The sequence below is a fragment of the Halegenticoccus soli genome (assembly GCF_002844195.1).
GTDB lineage: Archaea > Halobacteriota > Halobacteria > Halobacteriales > Haloferacaceae > Halegenticoccus > Halegenticoccus soli.
Genome location: NZ_PEND01000003.1, coordinates 391,572 through 407,744, shown reverse-complemented (window position 1 = coordinate 407,744; position 16,173 = coordinate 391,572). Strand labels below are relative to the sequence as shown.

At 51.7% G+C, this 16,173-nt stretch carries 11 protein-coding genes and 4 pseudogenes; 7 read left to right on the top strand and 8 right to left on the bottom strand.

Features of this window, described 5'->3' with window-relative positions; translation table 11 throughout:
* Positions 1-4: 4 nt before the first annotated feature.
* Positions 5-307, top strand: a complete 303-nt coding sequence (locus CNO20_RS22605) for a hypothetical protein (protein ID WP_233204113.1) — start codon at positions 5-7, stop codon at positions 305-307.
* A 2,279-nt stretch (positions 308-2,586) separates the two neighbouring features.
* Here the strand turns inward: CNO20_RS22605 and CNO20_RS10485 are convergent.
* Entirely contained in the window at positions 2,587-3,270 is a 684-nt protein-coding gene (locus CNO20_RS10485; protein ID WP_101296069.1) for a helix-turn-helix domain-containing protein, read from the bottom strand.
* Between the two features lie 597 nt (positions 3,271-3,867).
* Here CNO20_RS10485 and CNO20_RS22600 point away from each other — a divergent pair.
* From CNO20_RS22600 to CNO20_RS24335, 4 genes and pseudogenes are all read left to right on the top strand, one after another.
* Entirely contained in the window at positions 3,868-4,191 is a 324-nt protein-coding gene (locus CNO20_RS22600; RefSeq protein WP_143423189.1) for a HalOD1 output domain-containing protein, read from the top strand.
* A 261-nt stretch (positions 4,192-4,452) separates the two neighbouring features.
* The gene (locus CNO20_RS10480) at positions 4,453-6,129 is read left to right on the top strand and encodes a PAS domain-containing protein (protein WP_101296068.1); all 1,677 of its coding nucleotides are present in this window, start codon (positions 4,453-4,455) and stop codon (positions 6,127-6,129) included.
* 15 nt (positions 6,130-6,144) lie between these two features.
* The gene (locus tag CNO20_RS22595) at positions 6,145-6,273 is read left to right on the top strand and encodes a DUF2080 family transposase-associated protein (RefSeq protein WP_143423188.1); all 129 of its coding nucleotides are present in this window, start codon (positions 6,145-6,147) and stop codon (positions 6,271-6,273) included.
* 3 nt (positions 6,274-6,276) lie between these two features.
* Positions 6,277-6,399: pseudogene (locus CNO20_RS24335) on the top strand (RNA-guided endonuclease TnpB family protein); the annotation flags it as partial.
* A gap of 1,196 nt (positions 6,400-7,595) precedes the next feature.
* On the opposite strand, the gene CNO20_RS22590 reads toward CNO20_RS24335, so the two are convergent.
* Positions 7,596-7,922 (bottom strand): HalOD1 output domain-containing protein, encoded by a 327-nt coding sequence (locus tag CNO20_RS22590; RefSeq protein WP_143423187.1) that lies wholly within the window; start codon positions 7,920-7,922, stop codon positions 7,596-7,598.
* Positions 7,923-9,240: 1,318 nt separating this feature from the next.
* On the opposite strand from CNO20_RS22590, the gene CNO20_RS10465 reads away from it, so the two are divergent.
* Entirely contained in the window at positions 9,241-9,768 is a 528-nt protein-coding gene (locus CNO20_RS10465; protein WP_158237393.1) for a helix-turn-helix domain-containing protein, read from the top strand.
* A gap of 78 nt (positions 9,769-9,846) precedes the next feature.
* Here CNO20_RS10465 and CNO20_RS24330 read toward each other — a convergent pair.
* From CNO20_RS24330 to CNO20_RS10450, 4 genes and pseudogenes are all read right to left on the bottom strand, one after another.
* Positions 9,847-10,080: pseudogene (locus CNO20_RS24330) on the bottom strand (IS200/IS605 family accessory protein TnpB-related protein); the annotation flags it as partial.
* A 102-nt stretch (positions 10,081-10,182) separates the two neighbouring features.
* A complete protein-coding gene (locus CNO20_RS10455) occupies positions 10,183-10,806 on the bottom strand; it encodes a class I SAM-dependent methyltransferase (protein ID WP_269844138.1) in 624 nt (207 codons plus the stop codon).
* A gap of 1,557 nt (positions 10,807-12,363) precedes the next feature.
* Positions 12,364-12,642 (bottom strand): hypothetical protein, encoded by a 279-nt coding sequence (locus CNO20_RS23805; RefSeq protein WP_233204111.1) that lies wholly within the window; start codon positions 12,640-12,642, stop codon positions 12,364-12,366.
* A gap of 340 nt (positions 12,643-12,982) precedes the next feature.
* Positions 12,983-14,262 (bottom strand): annotated as a pseudogene (locus CNO20_RS10450) (MFS transporter).
* Positions 14,263-14,636: 374 nt separating this feature from the next.
* Between CNO20_RS10450 and CNO20_RS10445 the strand changes: the two are divergent.
* Positions 14,637-14,804, top strand: coding sequence for a DUF1931 family protein (locus CNO20_RS10445; protein WP_101296063.1), 168 nt, complete (start codon positions 14,637-14,639; stop codon positions 14,802-14,804).
* Positions 14,805-14,937: 133 nt separating this feature from the next.
* Here CNO20_RS10445 and CNO20_RS10440 read toward each other — a convergent pair whose 3' ends face one another.
* Complete coding sequence (locus CNO20_RS10440) at positions 14,938-15,222, bottom strand: PadR family transcriptional regulator (protein ID WP_101296062.1); 285 nt, start codon at positions 15,220-15,222, stop codon at positions 14,938-14,940.
* A 189-nt stretch (positions 15,223-15,411) separates the two neighbouring features.
* A pseudogene (locus CNO20_RS23800) lies at positions 15,412-15,750 on the bottom strand (helix-turn-helix transcriptional regulator); the annotation flags it as partial.
* Positions 15,751-16,173: the final 423 nt, after the last annotated feature.

Sequence of the window (16,173 nt, the reverse complement as noted above, 5' to 3'; positions counted from 1 at the left end):
GTCAGTGAACGCAGCTGAACGGTATCGCGAGCGAGTTCGCGACGATTGCCCACCGCTTGTCGAAGCGTATGACGAATTGCTCGACCGGAAGTGCGCGCCACGGTTTGCGGCGGCCGCTCTGTTCTATACCGCAGGGACGTATGGCCCACAAGAGTATCGAACGCTCGACACCGTCGCGACGGTGTTTGATACGTCGAAGGTGACGATTCGTAAATGGGAAGCTGAAATCATTGATCTGGCCATCGGGCTGTTGAAACAAGCTGGTTGCTATGAGCCAACGTCCTCGCGGTCACCAACGCATCGCTGACACTGACTTCTTCTATCCGATGACTATTCCGAAATTTACTTACTACCGAGGAGTGTGTCCATCAACGAGGCACATGACAGATGACCCCGTCACTCAGGGTTCTCCACAGGTAGTAATTTCCCATCGTCCATACGAACGACTCTCCGAGATGAACCATCCCGACCAAACCTGGGACGAGCTCATCACCGATCTTCTCGAAAGTGGCCCATCGACGGAGAACGCGTGTGGCGTGATCAATGGCCCATAACAGCGTGTTCCATCTCGATTTCTTGGAGTGAGCCAGAAGAATTAACTTAGATGCAGGTGATTCAATGAGTGGCCGTTGCAGACAACTCGTTCGCTCTCTGTTGCCCGGCAGAAGCGAACGTGCGAGCCTCCTGCTCGCTCCTGTGCCATCCATCCACAGTGTCAGAGTCGCCTGATGACCGTCTGCAACGGACCCTTTTACAGTGGAAGAGGAAAACCCGCGATCCTGATAGTGTTGGTGTTCACTGCGATGACAGGATCGCGAACCACGCTAAGTGAGGGCCGTTACTCGGGGAGTGTCCGTGGAGGGTCGATGAGTCAGAGGCACCCTGTCGCACGGAACAGGTGAGTGATACTCAGTGACTGGTATATGTTTTGTGGTGATCTAAGTTATCTAGTCAGAAGTCGTCCGATACAGTATGCCTTCGCTTCCACTTTCGTGTCGAGCAGTTCTGCTAGCCGCCTCTTCGAGTCTCCCAGTAGCTCTTGCAGGATGCCTTGTCTTCGGTCGGACTCGCTAACCCGATCTCCCCCGACTCGGAGGTGGCCAAGTCTTCACTGCTCACGAGAATCAACATACACATGAAGTTCGCATTGATCGAGACGACAAGCGTGTCTTCCATCGGGCATACCATCTCTCCCCATACGGAACAGAGAACTCCGGTGAACTTCTCACACGTTCATGGCCAGAAGACCCAGCGACGTTTGAATTTCGTGCGCGTCTCGACGACGGAGAGTGGCAGCAAGCGACTCTAGACAGTCCAGTGTCCGAAACCAATTGCGCGGAAGTGTATTTCTTCGTCGACCCGCAGGGTGAGTTGGTAATCGTAGTGAAAGAGGCGAAGCTTGAGCGCGGATACTATTGCCATCCCTAGCACTGGTGCTGGTTACGTTCAATACTTGGTATTTCATACGAGCCAAGGCGCTGGGGTGGAATTAGGCAGGTATCTTGGTTCCACTGAGTCATCTGACAAGAACCCAAAGAACCAGACCCTAGCACCGAGGTAGACGAAAAACGTGGTTGCCACAAAGACAGAGAACAGCAGAACTACCTAGACGGCTTCCATCGTCAGAATAGCTAAGCCGATAGCCACCATTGCCCCCGAGAGTGGACCGCCGCTTACCCTCCGGCCAGTAGAAGGCTGCTCAGAGAAGAAAACCACTGCAGTGGAGCCCAGTCCAATACTCTATAAATTCATATCGGGTACTACATCTTGGCATGACCGAATAAATTTCTCTCGACGAAACATCTATACTATTAGAATACACTGTCACCACCGGGCCTTGGCGGCCCAATCTAACCACACCCAGTTGCCACCGGGGGCTTGTCACCCCCACTTTCACCTACGCCATGTACAGTTTGCCTACTGTTCATTAGCTTCCTAGACAGGACGGTCCGTCCCGCTCAGCCGCTGCTCCCAAGCCACTCAGCACAGAGTACTTCATTACCATGGACAGAAAGAAGTCGCGTACACAACACCTAACCCCACAGAGAATCTGCCGGTTCCTAGAGGAACCCTCGCTCGTAGATTCGGGAACATCGTCCTCAGCGTGAAGATTGACAGAAAACATTTGGCCAGAACACCGGTTTCTGCTAACCCAGCAGCGCCGCACCCCCGCCACGATAATGAATCGTACAAATTCAACTATAATTACCATCAGTAGTAAATTGCCGTAATCTAGTCGGGACTGTCCGACCAGGTGATTTGGCGAACTTCAGGTTCTGTGACGTCACCTTGGTCCCGTCCGTTGTTGACTCAAGTGCGAGCGTCACTCCGTGAACTGTCTCTCGGTCGCAGTCATCGCACCAGGCGACAATTTCGTTCTGACTAAGATCGTCCTGACGCATTCTCTGACACACCCCTGTGAAGAGGAAACGTGTGATTCCTCTCCTACGACCCATAGCGGCCAACAAATTGACCGCTGTGGTTGTAAAAACAAACTATTGAAAAGTAGAAACTGACGCGAGCTTTTTACACATGCAAGAATACTTCGAAAAAGTGAAATCCGCGCTGCGCGGATCTCCGTAAGCGCTACTCTTCAGCTTCAATGTGGTCAGGAGAGTCATCAAACAGATCAGCGAGAACTGCTCCAGCTGCACGGCGCAAGCGTTCAGAAAACGCTTGGCTCGAAATCTCAAACTCATCTGCTAACTCTGCCTGCGTGACCTTACGAGGGACCTCAAAATATCCTCGCTCAACCGCTACTTTCAACGCCTGAAATTGATCCTCAGACAGGTCACCGAGAAACGGTTGCTCTTGGTCTTTCGGATTTGAACGGATTGTGTGAATGTGGAATGAGGCGTTCTGCTCTTGGAGGGTGTCGTGGATAGTTGAAAGGGCGGAGCGATCGAGGGCCCGGAACTTGAATTCCCACCCGTTCTGCGTAATTGTGCCACGAACAAGAAGCGTATCGTGATCGTAGAAGAGTGTTGAAAAGAGCTCTTTGAGTTCATTTTGCCGAAAGTTCACTCGATACAGCCGCTGCGAATTCTGAGTCGTGAGAAGAGTGAGGCCCGCAACCGTTGGATCTTCTTTGGCATCCGCTTCAAACTGTTCGAAGTCCGTCTCGTCGCCAGCAGCCCAGACGAGGAGTTTCGCGTCGGTCTCTCCAACGAACGGAAATTGTCCGGAATCGATAGTAAGAACGAGATTCGGAGTGTCTGAAAGTGCTTGGCGGAACAATGGCAGCTGCACAGTGAATGTGGCTGTGATCATGGATCTGGGGGAGCGTTGTAGACGCTGTGTTCTCTGCTACCGGTGAGCATTTTGATGCGTACATCCTACTGAAAGAGCCAGGATTTGAAAGCTGCTACTTGGCTGTACTGTCTGCGATACCAATACAATGTGACTAAGGAATTCATCGGTGTAGAACCGAGAGATCACGCTCTCTCGTTCCTTTTCCAGACAGGAGCTCTAGAAGGACCAGGTTGCTCTGAAGCCGAAGCTCATCATCCCTTACATTCAGTTAGGTGGGATTTTCAGGAAAAAGTCAATAGTAGCTAGCGGTGAATCATGTAACGTGTGTCCTTACTCTCTGGCCCAGAGCGCACGATCTCCGTTCATAATCGACAGTCGCCGGATGAGACGCTTCTCGCCCTGAAGTTTTCAACGACTCAGACGCCTATGAGCGGGAGTGTGCTTATTTTCTTTATGGTGGTAAGTTACTAAGGGGCCACCGAACTGATTCTAACAGGTATCGTTTTGTGGTGCAGGAGTGTATCATGAAGTACCTCGGGTATATAGCAGACTCATGGTCATTGTATCCGAGTGGCACCCGAAAATCGGACTTCGTTGACAGTCCGTAGTGATTAAATGAGTTCGCACGCCGAAAATAACGTCACGCCAGAATATAACGCGAAAACAGGCACCTATCAAATTCAGTATAATCCAACTGATGACATCACACTCAGTAGTTTGGTGGTGTTAGCCACCGCTGAAGTAATTGGGGCAGACTTAGAAACAGTGTGTCAGTCACCGCTTACTGGTTTTATCACGTCTGATGCCCTCAACGCACTCTTTGCAACACCTCCCGACACTGATAACGCGGCTGCACACGTCACATTTCAGTATCTCTCGTGTGACATCACGATCCAGGGCAATGGCCGTATCACGATCACTCCTCTTAAAAGTATTTAGTGAAGATAGGTAGGCTGTCACCTGGCTCAGCGCCTAGTTATCAGTGACCAGGCTTAGGTTGAGTTTATGATTATCTTGCTTCGATTATTCATATGATTACACATTATTCGGTTGTATTATGCCTATCACCAGCTCTTAATTGGAGTGTCCAACACGATTTTGGTTCTGGTTTCGGTTCATTAGTTAATCCAAATTTTGGGTTCTATGACACGTCTACAACCGTTCGTTATATCGAGTTCCAGTGCAAACGACTGCTAATCTATGACAGGGAATCGAGAGCAAGCCGACACGCACTCTGAGACACAGGAAGCCGAGAACGAGACTCAGATGGCCTTCCCCAACAAGGTGAGTGACACGTCGTTCTTTCAGCACCTCGTCACGCTTGTACCCAACGGTACGGTCGTCATCAATGAAGATGGAACTGTCGTGTTCGCCAACCCGACAATCACAAACGTTCTCGGTTATTCACCGAGCGAAGTCGTGGGAGAACCATTTGCAACGTTCATCGTCGATGATCATCAAACAAGAATACCGTCAGTCGATTACCGGTGGGACGAAGAGAGCACTGACCGGCTCAGCCTCCGAGCGCGGCATGCACACGGCCACGAGATTCAAATCAGTATTGACGTACATGAATTCACACAGGATAGTCACCGGCTCCTCGCTGGATTCATTCAAAATCAGCTACATCACGAGCCGTCTGAATGGCCGACCGAGCACTACGAGGTACTCGCCGAACTGGCCGGTGATGCGGTCTATCAGTTGGATACAGAGGGATACTTCGAAAGAGTTAATGAGTCTATTGTCGAACTAACCGGGTACTCACGTAACGAACTGATAGGTGAGCACGTATCGATGTTCCTCAACGAGAAGACGATCACCCAAGACAGAGACGTACTTACAGAGTTACGTGCGACTGGGGACGACCAGATCAAAACAACCGAGTTCGACCTCCAGACTGCCGAGGGTGAGGCAATACCGTGTGAAGTTCACATGGCTCTGGTAAAGTCGGACGGCGTGACTCAAGGGACGGTCGGTGTCGTTCGTAATGTTTCGAAGCGAAAGAAACGAGTCGAAGAGCTTCGGCAAGAACGTGGACTGATCAAACATGTTCTCGACACTAGTCCGATTGGCATCGGCGTCATTACCCCCGATGGGGACATTTCGCAGGTCAACGATCGTGCCGAAGAGCTGTTAGGTCTCACTATGGAGGAAATTAGCAATCAGACCTTTGACGTCTCTCAGCGATCACTCTATGATTCATCGGGTGAATCGGTTCCGCCCGAGAACTTGCTTCGTCGCGTGTTCGACGATGGGGAGCAAGTGCTCAACTCTGAGTTCACCCTTGAGCGCCCTGATGGCGATCGCGTTTGGGTGACCATCAGCATCGCCCCCATCGAGAGCTCAACGGAAGCCGGCGAAAAAGCGGTTGTCATCGCGACGGACATCTCCGACCGCAAGAAGCGCGAGCGCCGAATGCGCGAGAGTGAAGCTCGACTCCGCCAGATCGCCGAGAACATCAATAGTGCCATTTGGATGGCCGACGCCGATATGAGCGAGATACTATATATCAATCCTGCGTACGAAACCATCACGGGTCGATTGCGTGACTCGGTGTACGATAGTCTGTTTAATCACCTCGACGCTGTCCATCCACAGGACCGGCAACGAGTCGCGGACGCGATGAAACGGGCACCGCAGATGTCGCAGAACGAACTCGGAGGACGTCGATTCCAGGAAAAGTACCGCATCGTCCGGCCCGATGGCTCGATTCGGTGGGTCACCAGCTTCGCGTTTCCGCTGCTGAACGACGACGGCGACGTCTATCGATTTGTAGAAAATTCGAAACTGGTTAGTCCTACTTCCGCGGTTCACAATGAACGAGTAGCATGGAGTAAATCCAAACCGCTACAGTATAGCGGTTTTCATCACAATTAGAGATCTTGTCCAGGGATGGCGAGAAAGAATCGAACTGTGAAGCCCTTCGGGAGTGGTGGCGCTCATATCACCGTTCCGAAGCGGTGGATCGATGCCAAAGTGGAAGTCATCCGCGTTTCCGAACCAGATCCATCCGACGAGTAGGTCATGCGCTACAACTACAGGCATCGGCTCAGACCGCCCGCCGCTATCGAAGAGCGATTAGCGTGGAGGGTCGATACCTGTAGGCAGGTCTATCACCACTTCCTTCACCGACTGAGACAAGTGGAGACAGACCGTGTCTCGGGACGGGGCGCCCTGCGTCTTGCGAACGCCACAGGACGACCATGTTCTGAGGGAGGGACTTTCCCGTTTAAGGCCGTGAGAGAGGGTCCTAAAACCGAACCGGCATCCCGGGTTCTTGCTATGCAGAAAGCCGCGCCGTTTACGACGGGCAAGGTTGTCACTTTTGGCTCTCACACTGAACGCTTCGCCATTAAGGACCCCGCATGAACCGTCTCCATGTACCGCCTATAATTGTCGAAGAAAGCACCTCTTCTGTAGACATGTGAGCATCTAAGCTTGCACTAACACACCCTTCTTTGTTCAGCGGTAGCACACAGCTAGGTATCCGGATAGAATAAATGAATTTCATGCTTGGTATGAAAAGCGTTGATATAGTAGATTAGATCTTACCTGGATTAGATGTCTTGAGTATCCTGCCGTGTGAACTGGGTTATCTCATGTTCAATTTCCTCTTCACTCTCTACGGCATCATCTCCTTCCAGAGTACGGCCACTCGAAAGGACCCCTTTCCACTTGGGAGAATTACCCTTACGCGGATTACTCATTAGGTGCCTCATAGTCAAATTTCACTTATTCAGTGACTCATCCGATAATCTGGACTCTATTTCAGCGAACACTGGCTGAGTTGTCTCCTCGCGTAAGAAAGGTAGATACGGTCCGCTCGATCATGCACTTTCTGATCCGCGATGCGGAGAGATTTACCTAAGAGCGTCTCCTACGAACAAGGTCAGAGCCAGCGTCCATTTTGGATTGCCAATGGATTTTCAGTAAGTATTAACTGGTGAGGGACGAACAAACGGCCGTCCGTTGCACACGGGGAGCTCACTCTCTTGTTCCCGGCAAGAGAGGCGGTTCACTGAAGCTTGCAATCTGTCCATCCACAGTGTCAGCACTCTCTGATCACCCGTCTGCAGCGGGCTTTTACATGCTAAGTAATTCCCTCTTCGAGTACGAGACTTTCATTCCTGTTGCTGGTAACCTCTAATCTGTCAGGTGTGCGCCGGCCGTTTCGAATACTGTAAGTCGGTGGGTCGTGCTCTTCGTTAGCTTTAATTGGGGCGCTACGCCCCCTTCCTCAGCGAGCGCCGAAGGAGCGAGCAGGGAGGGCTGTCCGAATGATCGAGGGCCGTCTGTCACCCACCGAAGAGCATTTCTATTACCGTTAATTCCCTTAAAGCCCGTCAGTTGGATTTTACAGGAGGAGTGATTATAATATGTCCATCTCCCTGGATCATCACTTCACATGAAAGGTACTGGAATGTCACGTGTGCAGCGGTGTCGTTATCTGTAGGAGGCGTTGCAAAGAGTGCGTTGAGGGCTTCAGAGGTGATAAACCCGGCAAGCGGTATTTGACAGACTGTCTGGAGATCCGCCCCGATCACCTCGGCGGTGGCTAATACCACGAGACTACTCAGTGAGATGTTGTCAGCAGGGTCAAAGAACGTTTGATAGGTGTCTGTTGTCGTGTCGTACTCTAAATGGATGCCGCTCTGGGTATGTGAATTCATCTACTCTCCTTGGTTCCGTGATCCATCACAGGGCGCTCAGCGTCTCTTGAATATCCTGCGCTTCCTCCTGTCACTGCTTGTCTACTCAGCGTAATTCGCGGATACACTCTCATACTACAAAATGGCATCTGTTGGAACAACCCGCTCATTGCTTCATGACCCGCCCCCCTGCAGGGACAACCCACACTCTTCCTAGCCTGTTTTCCGCCACTAAGGCTCAGGATCTACGTATCTTTTCCGCTGCGCTCAGCGATTGGTTTATAGGGTTAATAGAGCTGATAACTCAAAACGGAAGCTTCTTCACTCTATCACTTTTTCTGACGAAAAGAGGTCTCCCCGCGATCGATCGAAGATACGGTGTGGCCTATGGCTCTTGTAGTATTATTCTTCAATCAGCTCAAGCTCGACGAAGTGATCGTCACCGTGGTTCTCCTCGTGGTCCATGCTTGCCTTGAGGGCAGACTTGACTCCCTCGACGGTCGGAGCATAGGAACAGCTAAGACAGGTCAATTGGTATGTTTTCAGTTCCGTCTGACCTGCTGATTCAGATGGTGACTCAATTTGCTCGTGTGACTCGGTCTGTGACTCCAGTTGGGAGTGTATACTCTTACCACCCATCTCAAATACGTCTATAAACTAAGCCCATATGAATTTACTGCTATGTATTTAGAATATTTAAACAACGTTTTTGAGTATCTGAGCTTAATCTAGATCTGGAGAGGATCTAGAAATATCCCACATTGATTATTTTACTGCAATCCACTCTTACTCCATCAGGCAGCAATGTACCCCATGAATTGCCTTGTTGAAGGCTATTCGCAGTCTTGGGTGTTGTTGAGCGGTTCGCTTGTCTTTGACGGTTTCAAACAAGTGAGCAGTAGATTTCCTAAATGGGAATCGAGAAGAGTTTAACTAGAGCGTTCTAATCCTTTGTTAGCTTGGAGAGGGTAGAGAAACAATCAGTGTCAGTCTAGACATACGTACTTCTGTCAGGCACGAAAGAATCGGGACTAACCCATATTCCCGGTATCATCGGTTGTTTCAGTCGTTAACGCATATCTCGAAGGAGTGAGGTATCTCAGTATCGCTAGTTTGTTCGTTCACAAGGATCCATGATGATAAGTGTTATTTCTGTATTCCACTAACGTAGAGATGAGATGGAACAGGAGATGGAAAAGCCGGTCACCGGAGAGCAGAGATGATTACGGTGCGAGGAACAGCTCGGGTCTCACTCTGTGAAAAACTCTTCAGACACGTTCCCGACTCCGAACTTCACCTTGCATCGAATCAATGTGTCATCGCTCATGCTCCGCTTCTCATGTGGGTATACACTGACGATCGTGAGCGATTTGAAACGGCGGCAATCAGTGACCCGAGTATTCGTGAGCTCACACCGCTCTCTGCAACCACTCACCCCCCTCTGTACACAGTTGACCTGAGAGGTGCTGATGCAGCACCGCTGTTCACGCTCCTTTGTTCTGAGTCAGCAACCCTGATTGTCAATCTAATGGTGACGGCAGAGGGGTGCGATTTCTGTCTGCGCCTGCCGAACAAAGAAACGGTTGCCAGGCTTCTCGACAGACTCGAAAAGCAGAATGTGGGAGTAACCATCCGGTCGTTGTCTAAAGGAGTAGCTCACCCACTCGCGAAGTTAGGATTGAGCGACGACCAATATGAGGCAGTGTTACTCGCGTCTGAGCGTGGCTACTTTGCGGTGCCACGCGAGACCGATCTGGAAGAGCTCGCAGCCAAACTCAATACCTCAAGCCAAACAGTCTCTGAGCGGCTCCGCCGAGCGCTCGAAACACTCCTTGATCGCCTTAGAAATGAACCACCGACGGACTAGGACCACAAGAGCCTGAGCAGCATCTTCCCTGAACAGGGATTTTGACGCGTTGCGTTCAGACTTTCTGACAATCTAACTACCACGATATTCGGCCTTGTATTCGAGCATCGTCGTGAAGCGGTCGAAGATCCATCCGTGGCGATCAAGGTTACCGTGGTCGCCTCAGTTACGGGCATCACCGTTTTCATCCTCACTGATCCAAGATCGCCGATGACAATTGTTCCGATACCTCGCTCGACGCACTCAATAACGATGTCCTTTGACAGTGTGTAAAAAGTACGTCCGGCGGGCGGTTCGCGTTTGATCAAGACGCTTCGTTCTTCAGGCGCATCAGATCCAACAGACTCTGATAGTGCACACTTAGCACTTCCTGTCGCGGGCACCAGGATTCGCTCGTGGAGGGTTCGAAACGGTCTATTTCTGTGCAACATAATAGGGTGTGACTTCCAAATACTTCCGGACATCGTCGTGTTCTACAATGAAATTAATCAACTCAAATCCCACCTTCTCAAGTTGTGCGCGTTGTCGAAGAGGATTAGAGAAATACGTGGTTGGTTCCCCTGTTCTGGTTTTCACAGGCCGATATCGGGTGAATGGATGCAAGAGATTTTCCTTGCAAAAGAGGTAATTTTTCACCCTGGTGTGATCGAGGAAGAGTGCAGGAAGCAGGTACCACTGGTTGTGAGAGCTGAACATGAAGATGCCATCTGGTTTGACTACTCTGTGTATCTCGGCTAATGCACGGTAACGCTGTGATTCGAGGGAGATATAGTCGAGACTATAATAGGAGAACAGAACATACTCGAACGTGTTTGAGTCAAGCTCGAGGCTTGTAGCGTCTCCAGTCCGAAAGTCGATCTGCGGAAAAAGAGCGGTGGCTGCATCGATCATCGGTTGGCTCGGATCTACTCCCGCCACATCAAATCCCCTGTCGTGGGGGACAGAAGTGACGTGTCCGGTGCCACAGCCAAGGTCAAGAGTTCTCGCCCCTAACTCCGTAAAGTAGCGCGTGATTGCCTTCTGTTCTTTTCGAAACAGCCCCCTCTTTCGCTCGTGTCGCGTAATCGTCTCCTACTGTCTCTGAAGCAAAATAACCGCCACCCTCTTCGTGTTCGTCGCCCTCAGATGTGTCGAAAAAATCATTGGTGGTCTGTGACACAGCCTACGTGATAGGTTCATTGGCCGAGTCTCTATTCTCCCGCGATCTATTCAACTTGCAGCCTGAGCAGAGCAGGTCGCCGGACACACCTGACCTGTGTATTCACCCGTACTGAAGAATCGACCGTTCCGGAAGCACGCCTTAATCTTCTCACAAAGAAACGGAGTGATTCAGCCTACAGGTCACCTCGAAGCTGGAATGAGGTATTTGACTTACTCTGTAGAGAGAGAAATTCCTACAATTGTGTACCAATCTTGAGTCAGAGAAGGGAGGAATTCGATGTGACGGTCCTCTTTACGTCGACCATGACAGTCATATAGGTAGCCAACTGACCCAGACACATGCTATCACCCGACAGGAAGAATGTGTACGGTGGCTCAGATGGCCACACCTATACAGAACAAGACCTCACTTCACGGATTGGAAAGGGCACATGGTTACTGTGCATGTGGAGCCCTGCAGAGGGATGGTATCTGGTCGGGACTAAGGTAGGGAAGCTACTATGGCTTGCTCCACTTACACAGAAGACTAGTCATCGAGAGGAAGAAATGCGAGTACAACCAAAAGTGTCACCAGACGTTGATCAGGAGTCCCTTGACGAGTTCTATCGATGATCTGCTCGTTTCGAGATCCATCCACAGACGAGGGTGAGTATACTCCTATCTCCTCTTACAGGATCTCACAACCCGGTGACTCCACTTTTTAGAGTATTCACGTGAAGAGATGTGAGAAGCTCTCTTCCACGTTGCGCTCCTCAATTCACGAGAACCCGACCTCCACTACCTCTGTAGGTAGCCGGTAGATTGACATAGAGTTAGCTTTCTTCCCACGTTGGGCATGGACGGGCAAAGAACACCACCACAGCTGGAGTTACGGACTACACCGAATGGGGAGACGGAGTCAGCGCCCGATTCAGTGAGTCACTCAGCGCTGAATTCGTACCGTCTGCAGTGTCTTGGCTGCGACTACACGATGATCGTTGACGGGATCAAGCCAGCACTCAAGATGAGCATCGATCACGAGGAGCAGCACGGTGACGATCATTTCGTCGAACTCGAACTAATTGACGAGTGAGCAAGAAAGGCCACCTGGTCAGAAGAGTCGATACAGTTGTTCGACGATCCATCTTTTTCGTCTCTTGTCTCCAGTCCACCGTGGAGCTGACGTCCGTCCGACGGTTCTTCTGGAACAAATAGATCAGGACCTTCCAGTGCATCGCCTCGAATCACTACGTCACCTACAGACGTTCTGGCGATCGAACTCTGAGTGGCGAGAGTGCTGCGAAGTGCGGGTTGTCTTTTGTTACTCAGTGCAGGAAGACATGAATGAACAGAGTTGCAGACGCGACGAGGGCTCAGATCGACCGTATGGTTTGTTTTCGTGGTGTTGAGCAGCCACTAACCGAGAAGAAGTTTGATTCTATAAATCTCTCTTGCTCACGCCGTTGCCGGCGAAGATATCGGAGACCCCCTTACGACACCGAATACCACTTCAGCGCCCGACTTCAACCGAACCGACTCGCCGACGTCCACTCTCAGACCGATCACGTCCCTAGACAGCGACACATCCAACGATGACGGCAACACAGCTGGCCCAACGGCAACACTCCAGCCAACCACTGCACCGTCATCATCACCAACGCCAGACATCGAATCCCCAACCCAAACCGCAACAGCAACATCAACTCCCACGTCCACACCGAGAGCTACACCCACACCGACTCCAACACCACCACAAAACGGAAACGGTGACAACGAAGAAGATGGAGATACCGACAATCAAGAAGGCGAAGAAGATTAATACCTTCCGCAGTAGTTCGTCTGTTGAGGCCCTGAGTCGGTCGTTGGTGGATGTATTAGCGTCGAACTGGCCAAGCTACCCGTCTGACAGACGGCCGACCAACATCGACGGTGGTGGACGTTTCTCACTGATCCACTCTGCGTGAGCATCTTCGATCGCAGTACCCAACTTGTTGCTCCCACTCTGTGCCAGATGAAGAAACATAGTGAGTCGTACCTGTTCACTGCTCTGTTTAAGTCCCCGCGTGCACGTAATTCAGTCCCCTGGTACCCCAGCCGTCGATTGGTGGCGGCGTGTGCGCAAGCGGACCAGCCCGAACCCTCCGGTAGCGAGGATGATGAACCCCGCCGCGGTAAAGAATGCGACGCTGGTTGAGACGTACTGTTTGATGATTCCAACGAGGAGCGGCCCCGAGATTTGGCCAATTTTCCACGAAATCGATCGCAATGACATACTGCTTGCGACCGAGTCAAACTGTTCACCCTCTTCGACGAACAGTGCCATACTCGCGGGAAGTCGAACACTGTCTGCGACCCCAAGCAGTCCATAGGCAGCGAATAGTGTAAAGAATGCACCACCGAGCGACAGTGTGCGGCCATACATCTCGACCGTTAGTGGGTCGATACTCTTCTCCAAGATGAATGACGCGGGGATGAGGGCGGTCCCAATTCCATAGAGGAGTGCGCCAACCGCGACGAACGTCGTTTTCCGACCGAGACGATCGGTGAGATCCCCAATGTAGCCCTGGAGGAGGCTCTTTGTGAGCTTCCCACCGGCGAGAATCCAGCCGATGGCGAAGGCCCCAATCCCGAACTCCGTATGTGCAAGAATCGGAAGAAACGTGATGACCGCCATCTTTCCGATGCTGAACGCAAGGCGGAACAGCACGAGCGCCTGCACCACCGGGCGAGCCAGAAGCGTACGGAACGTTTCGATGCTTGTCGCGTCCGCTGGGTCTGTCCGCCCTCCTGGATTGTCACGAAGGAACCAATACACTAGGACGAACGCACCAAGAGTGACAAGGCTCAAAACGAAGTACGTCAGCCGAAAGCCGTGCGCAAAGAGGAGATAGCCACCGGCAACGTCTCCTGCCAAGCTCGAAAAGGCAGCGACTTGATTGTAGGATCCGAGCCATCGACCACTCGCATCGTCAGGGCTAATTTTCCCAACAACCGTCGATCCTGTGATCCAGAGGATACTTGCGCCAACGCCTTGGAGGAAACGGACGAAAACAACGTGGACTGCATTCTGGACAAGAGCAAACCCACAAAAGACACAGACGTTGAGAACGAAGCCTGCAAGCAAGAACCGTTTCGCATTCCCTGTGTCGATTTTTCGTCCAAGGGGGAGAACGATGAGCAGTTGAGCAACTGCGAACGCTGTTCCAAATAGTCCTTCGATGGTTCCAGTTGTATGAAACCGTTCTGCGTAGAGCGCAAGCGCGATGAGAATCGTCGAATACGTTGGCTTCGAGCGAACGCAGTGCCCGCTAAGGCAGCGAATTCCCGGTCACGAAGAAGGGCAATAGAACTCATACAGGTAGACGCACTACGTCCACCTACTGGAGGAAGACGGTTAAACGAAGAGAAGACCCACGGCTTTGCCTACTGATACCAACTGCTCGTCGTACCAGAATGATTGGAGAATGATCTCACCACGAGCTCATTACGAACAGTCCTCTCTGTGACCACTGTAACCGATGGGGAGTCAAATGCAACCCATAATCCCGTTTGTCTGGGTCTCTTGCCCCGGCGTAGGGTGATAACTTTCATCCACTAACGGAAACTAGAACAATGCTGGCAAGGTGCCCTTCCAGAGTAAGAGGGATAACCACGTACTCACTCTGGAAAGATCTGGCGGTGAGTCGCCCGAATCTTTATTGTGAGGCTGTGCGAACCGGTGGGCCGCTATGGCAGACCTGATCGTCAACTCGGCTGTCAAAGACGCACTCGAAGGCCACAACGTCTCGGGCGAGTTCTACGATGCCCTCGACGAGCAAGTCCAAGAACTTCTCGACCACGCCAGTCGACGAGCAGAAGCGAATGGTCGGAAAACGGTCCAGCCACGCGATCTCTAACGAGGAGCAACGCGTCTCTACCCAGTGCCGTCTCTGATTCGTCATGTGAGCCACTGGAACCGTCAGCTCCCGCGCTTTCAGTAGATCCTCTTGTGGTCCGCACTAAGGAGATGAATGACCTGCTTTGTTGCTCCTAGTGAGCGATCTGGGGGACGGTGTCACGCTGCCAGTCAGCCCACTCACGGAGTGTGTCGAGTCCGTGATCAGTCACCGCATAGAAATTCGTCCGCCGGTCGAGCGTCCCCTTTTCGACGTACCCCTGCTGGACCAGCGTGTCTAAGTTCGGGTACAACCGGCCGTGGTTGATTTCTGTGCCATACACCGCTTCGAGGTTCTCTTTGACGTCTTGACCGGATGGCTCATCGAGGCCGGCGATCACGACGAGGAGGTCACGTTGGAATCCGCTGAGCTCGAACATTGAAATAGAAGATAGATCGATTGCACACATTGTTATTCACATATATCACGTTGTAACGTATCCCTACTCCTTCGATACACTTGTGATTGGACTGGTGTCCGCTCAAGGAGTGTCAACAGCATCAGTAGAGTGGGAGCACTGGCGCACCTGTTACGAATGAGTTTTCGTTCTTCTCAAGAGAAGGAGCCGTTATGATTCGTTCTGTGCGAGGTGAACGATCCACTGAGTAAACGCATCAGACGTGATTGGATCGATCTCCTCGGTGCCAACGAATGGTGAGAACATGTCCCCAGCCATCAGCACCGAGAAATCGAGGTCTTTCTTCGCTGGAAGGAGCAAGTATGTTCGCTGGCCATTATACGTGGTTTCTTCGCGGCGAATCAATCCCTTTGCTTCGAGACTGGTTGCTAGACGACTTCCTGTCCGGCTACTCACCTCAAGTTCCTTCCAAAACTCACTCTGGTAGAGCCCGCCTCGCTCGCGAATAAGTGCTAACGCACGCGTTTCACGAGCAGTGAGGGCAGTGTCCGCATTGTCCTCGACCGCTTCCTCTGGACGTTTGCTTTCTGTCTCCGCGGACGTTGTCGCGTGCCCGTTTGTCGGCTTCAGCAGGTAGGTCCGTTGGCCCTTCTTGGTTGTTTGTTTTCGTGAGAGGAGTCCTTTCTCTTCAAGAGTTGTCGCAAGGCGGCTGCCCGTGCGGCTCGACACGTTGAGCTCTTTCCACAACTGGCTTTGGAGGAGACCGCCTTCGGCAACAATCAGGTCGTACGCTTGCCGTTCGGTTGGAGAGAGATCCGCACTCGTGGTCATTCTTAGCGTAGGTCTCACTAGGTGTTCGCCACACAAGTTCTCATCGATGAGACGCTCCGCGCTGTAAGTGGGGAGATCCGTCCTGCACACGGTACATCTTGATTGACAGCCGGTTCTCAACTGGGGGTGAGGGCGTCCACG

What these genes read in the sequence shown, in the direction of transcription:
- CNO20_RS10485 (WP_101296069.1), bottom strand. Translation starts at nt 3,270, where the DNA reads ATGATCACAGCCACATTCACTGTGCAGCTGCCATTGTTCCGCCAAGCA.
- CNO20_RS22600 (WP_143423189.1), top strand. Translation starts at nt 3,868, where the DNA reads ATGAGTTCGCACGCCGAAAATAACGTCACGCCAGAATATAACGCGAAA.
- CNO20_RS10480 (WP_101296068.1), top strand. Translation starts at nt 4,453, where the DNA reads ATGACAGGGAATCGAGAGCAAGCCGACACGCACTCTGAGACACAGGAA.
- CNO20_RS22595 (WP_143423188.1), top strand. Translation starts at nt 6,145, where the DNA reads ATGGCGAGAAAGAATCGAACTGTGAAGCCCTTCGGGAGTGGTGGCGCT.
- CNO20_RS22590 (WP_143423187.1), bottom strand. Translation starts at nt 7,922, where the DNA reads ATGAATTCACATACCCAGAGCGGCATCCATTTAGAGTACGACACGACA.
- CNO20_RS10465 (WP_158237393.1), top strand. Translation starts at nt 9,241, where the DNA reads ATGTGGGTATACACTGACGATCGTGAGCGATTTGAAACGGCGGCAATC.
- CNO20_RS10445 (WP_101296063.1), top strand. Translation starts at nt 14,637, where the DNA reads ATGGCAGACCTGATCGTCAACTCGGCTGTCAAAGACGCACTCGAAGGC.
- CNO20_RS10440 (WP_101296062.1), bottom strand. Translation starts at nt 15,222, where the DNA reads ATGTTCGAGCTCAGCGGATTCCAACGTGACCTCCTCGTCGTGATCGCC.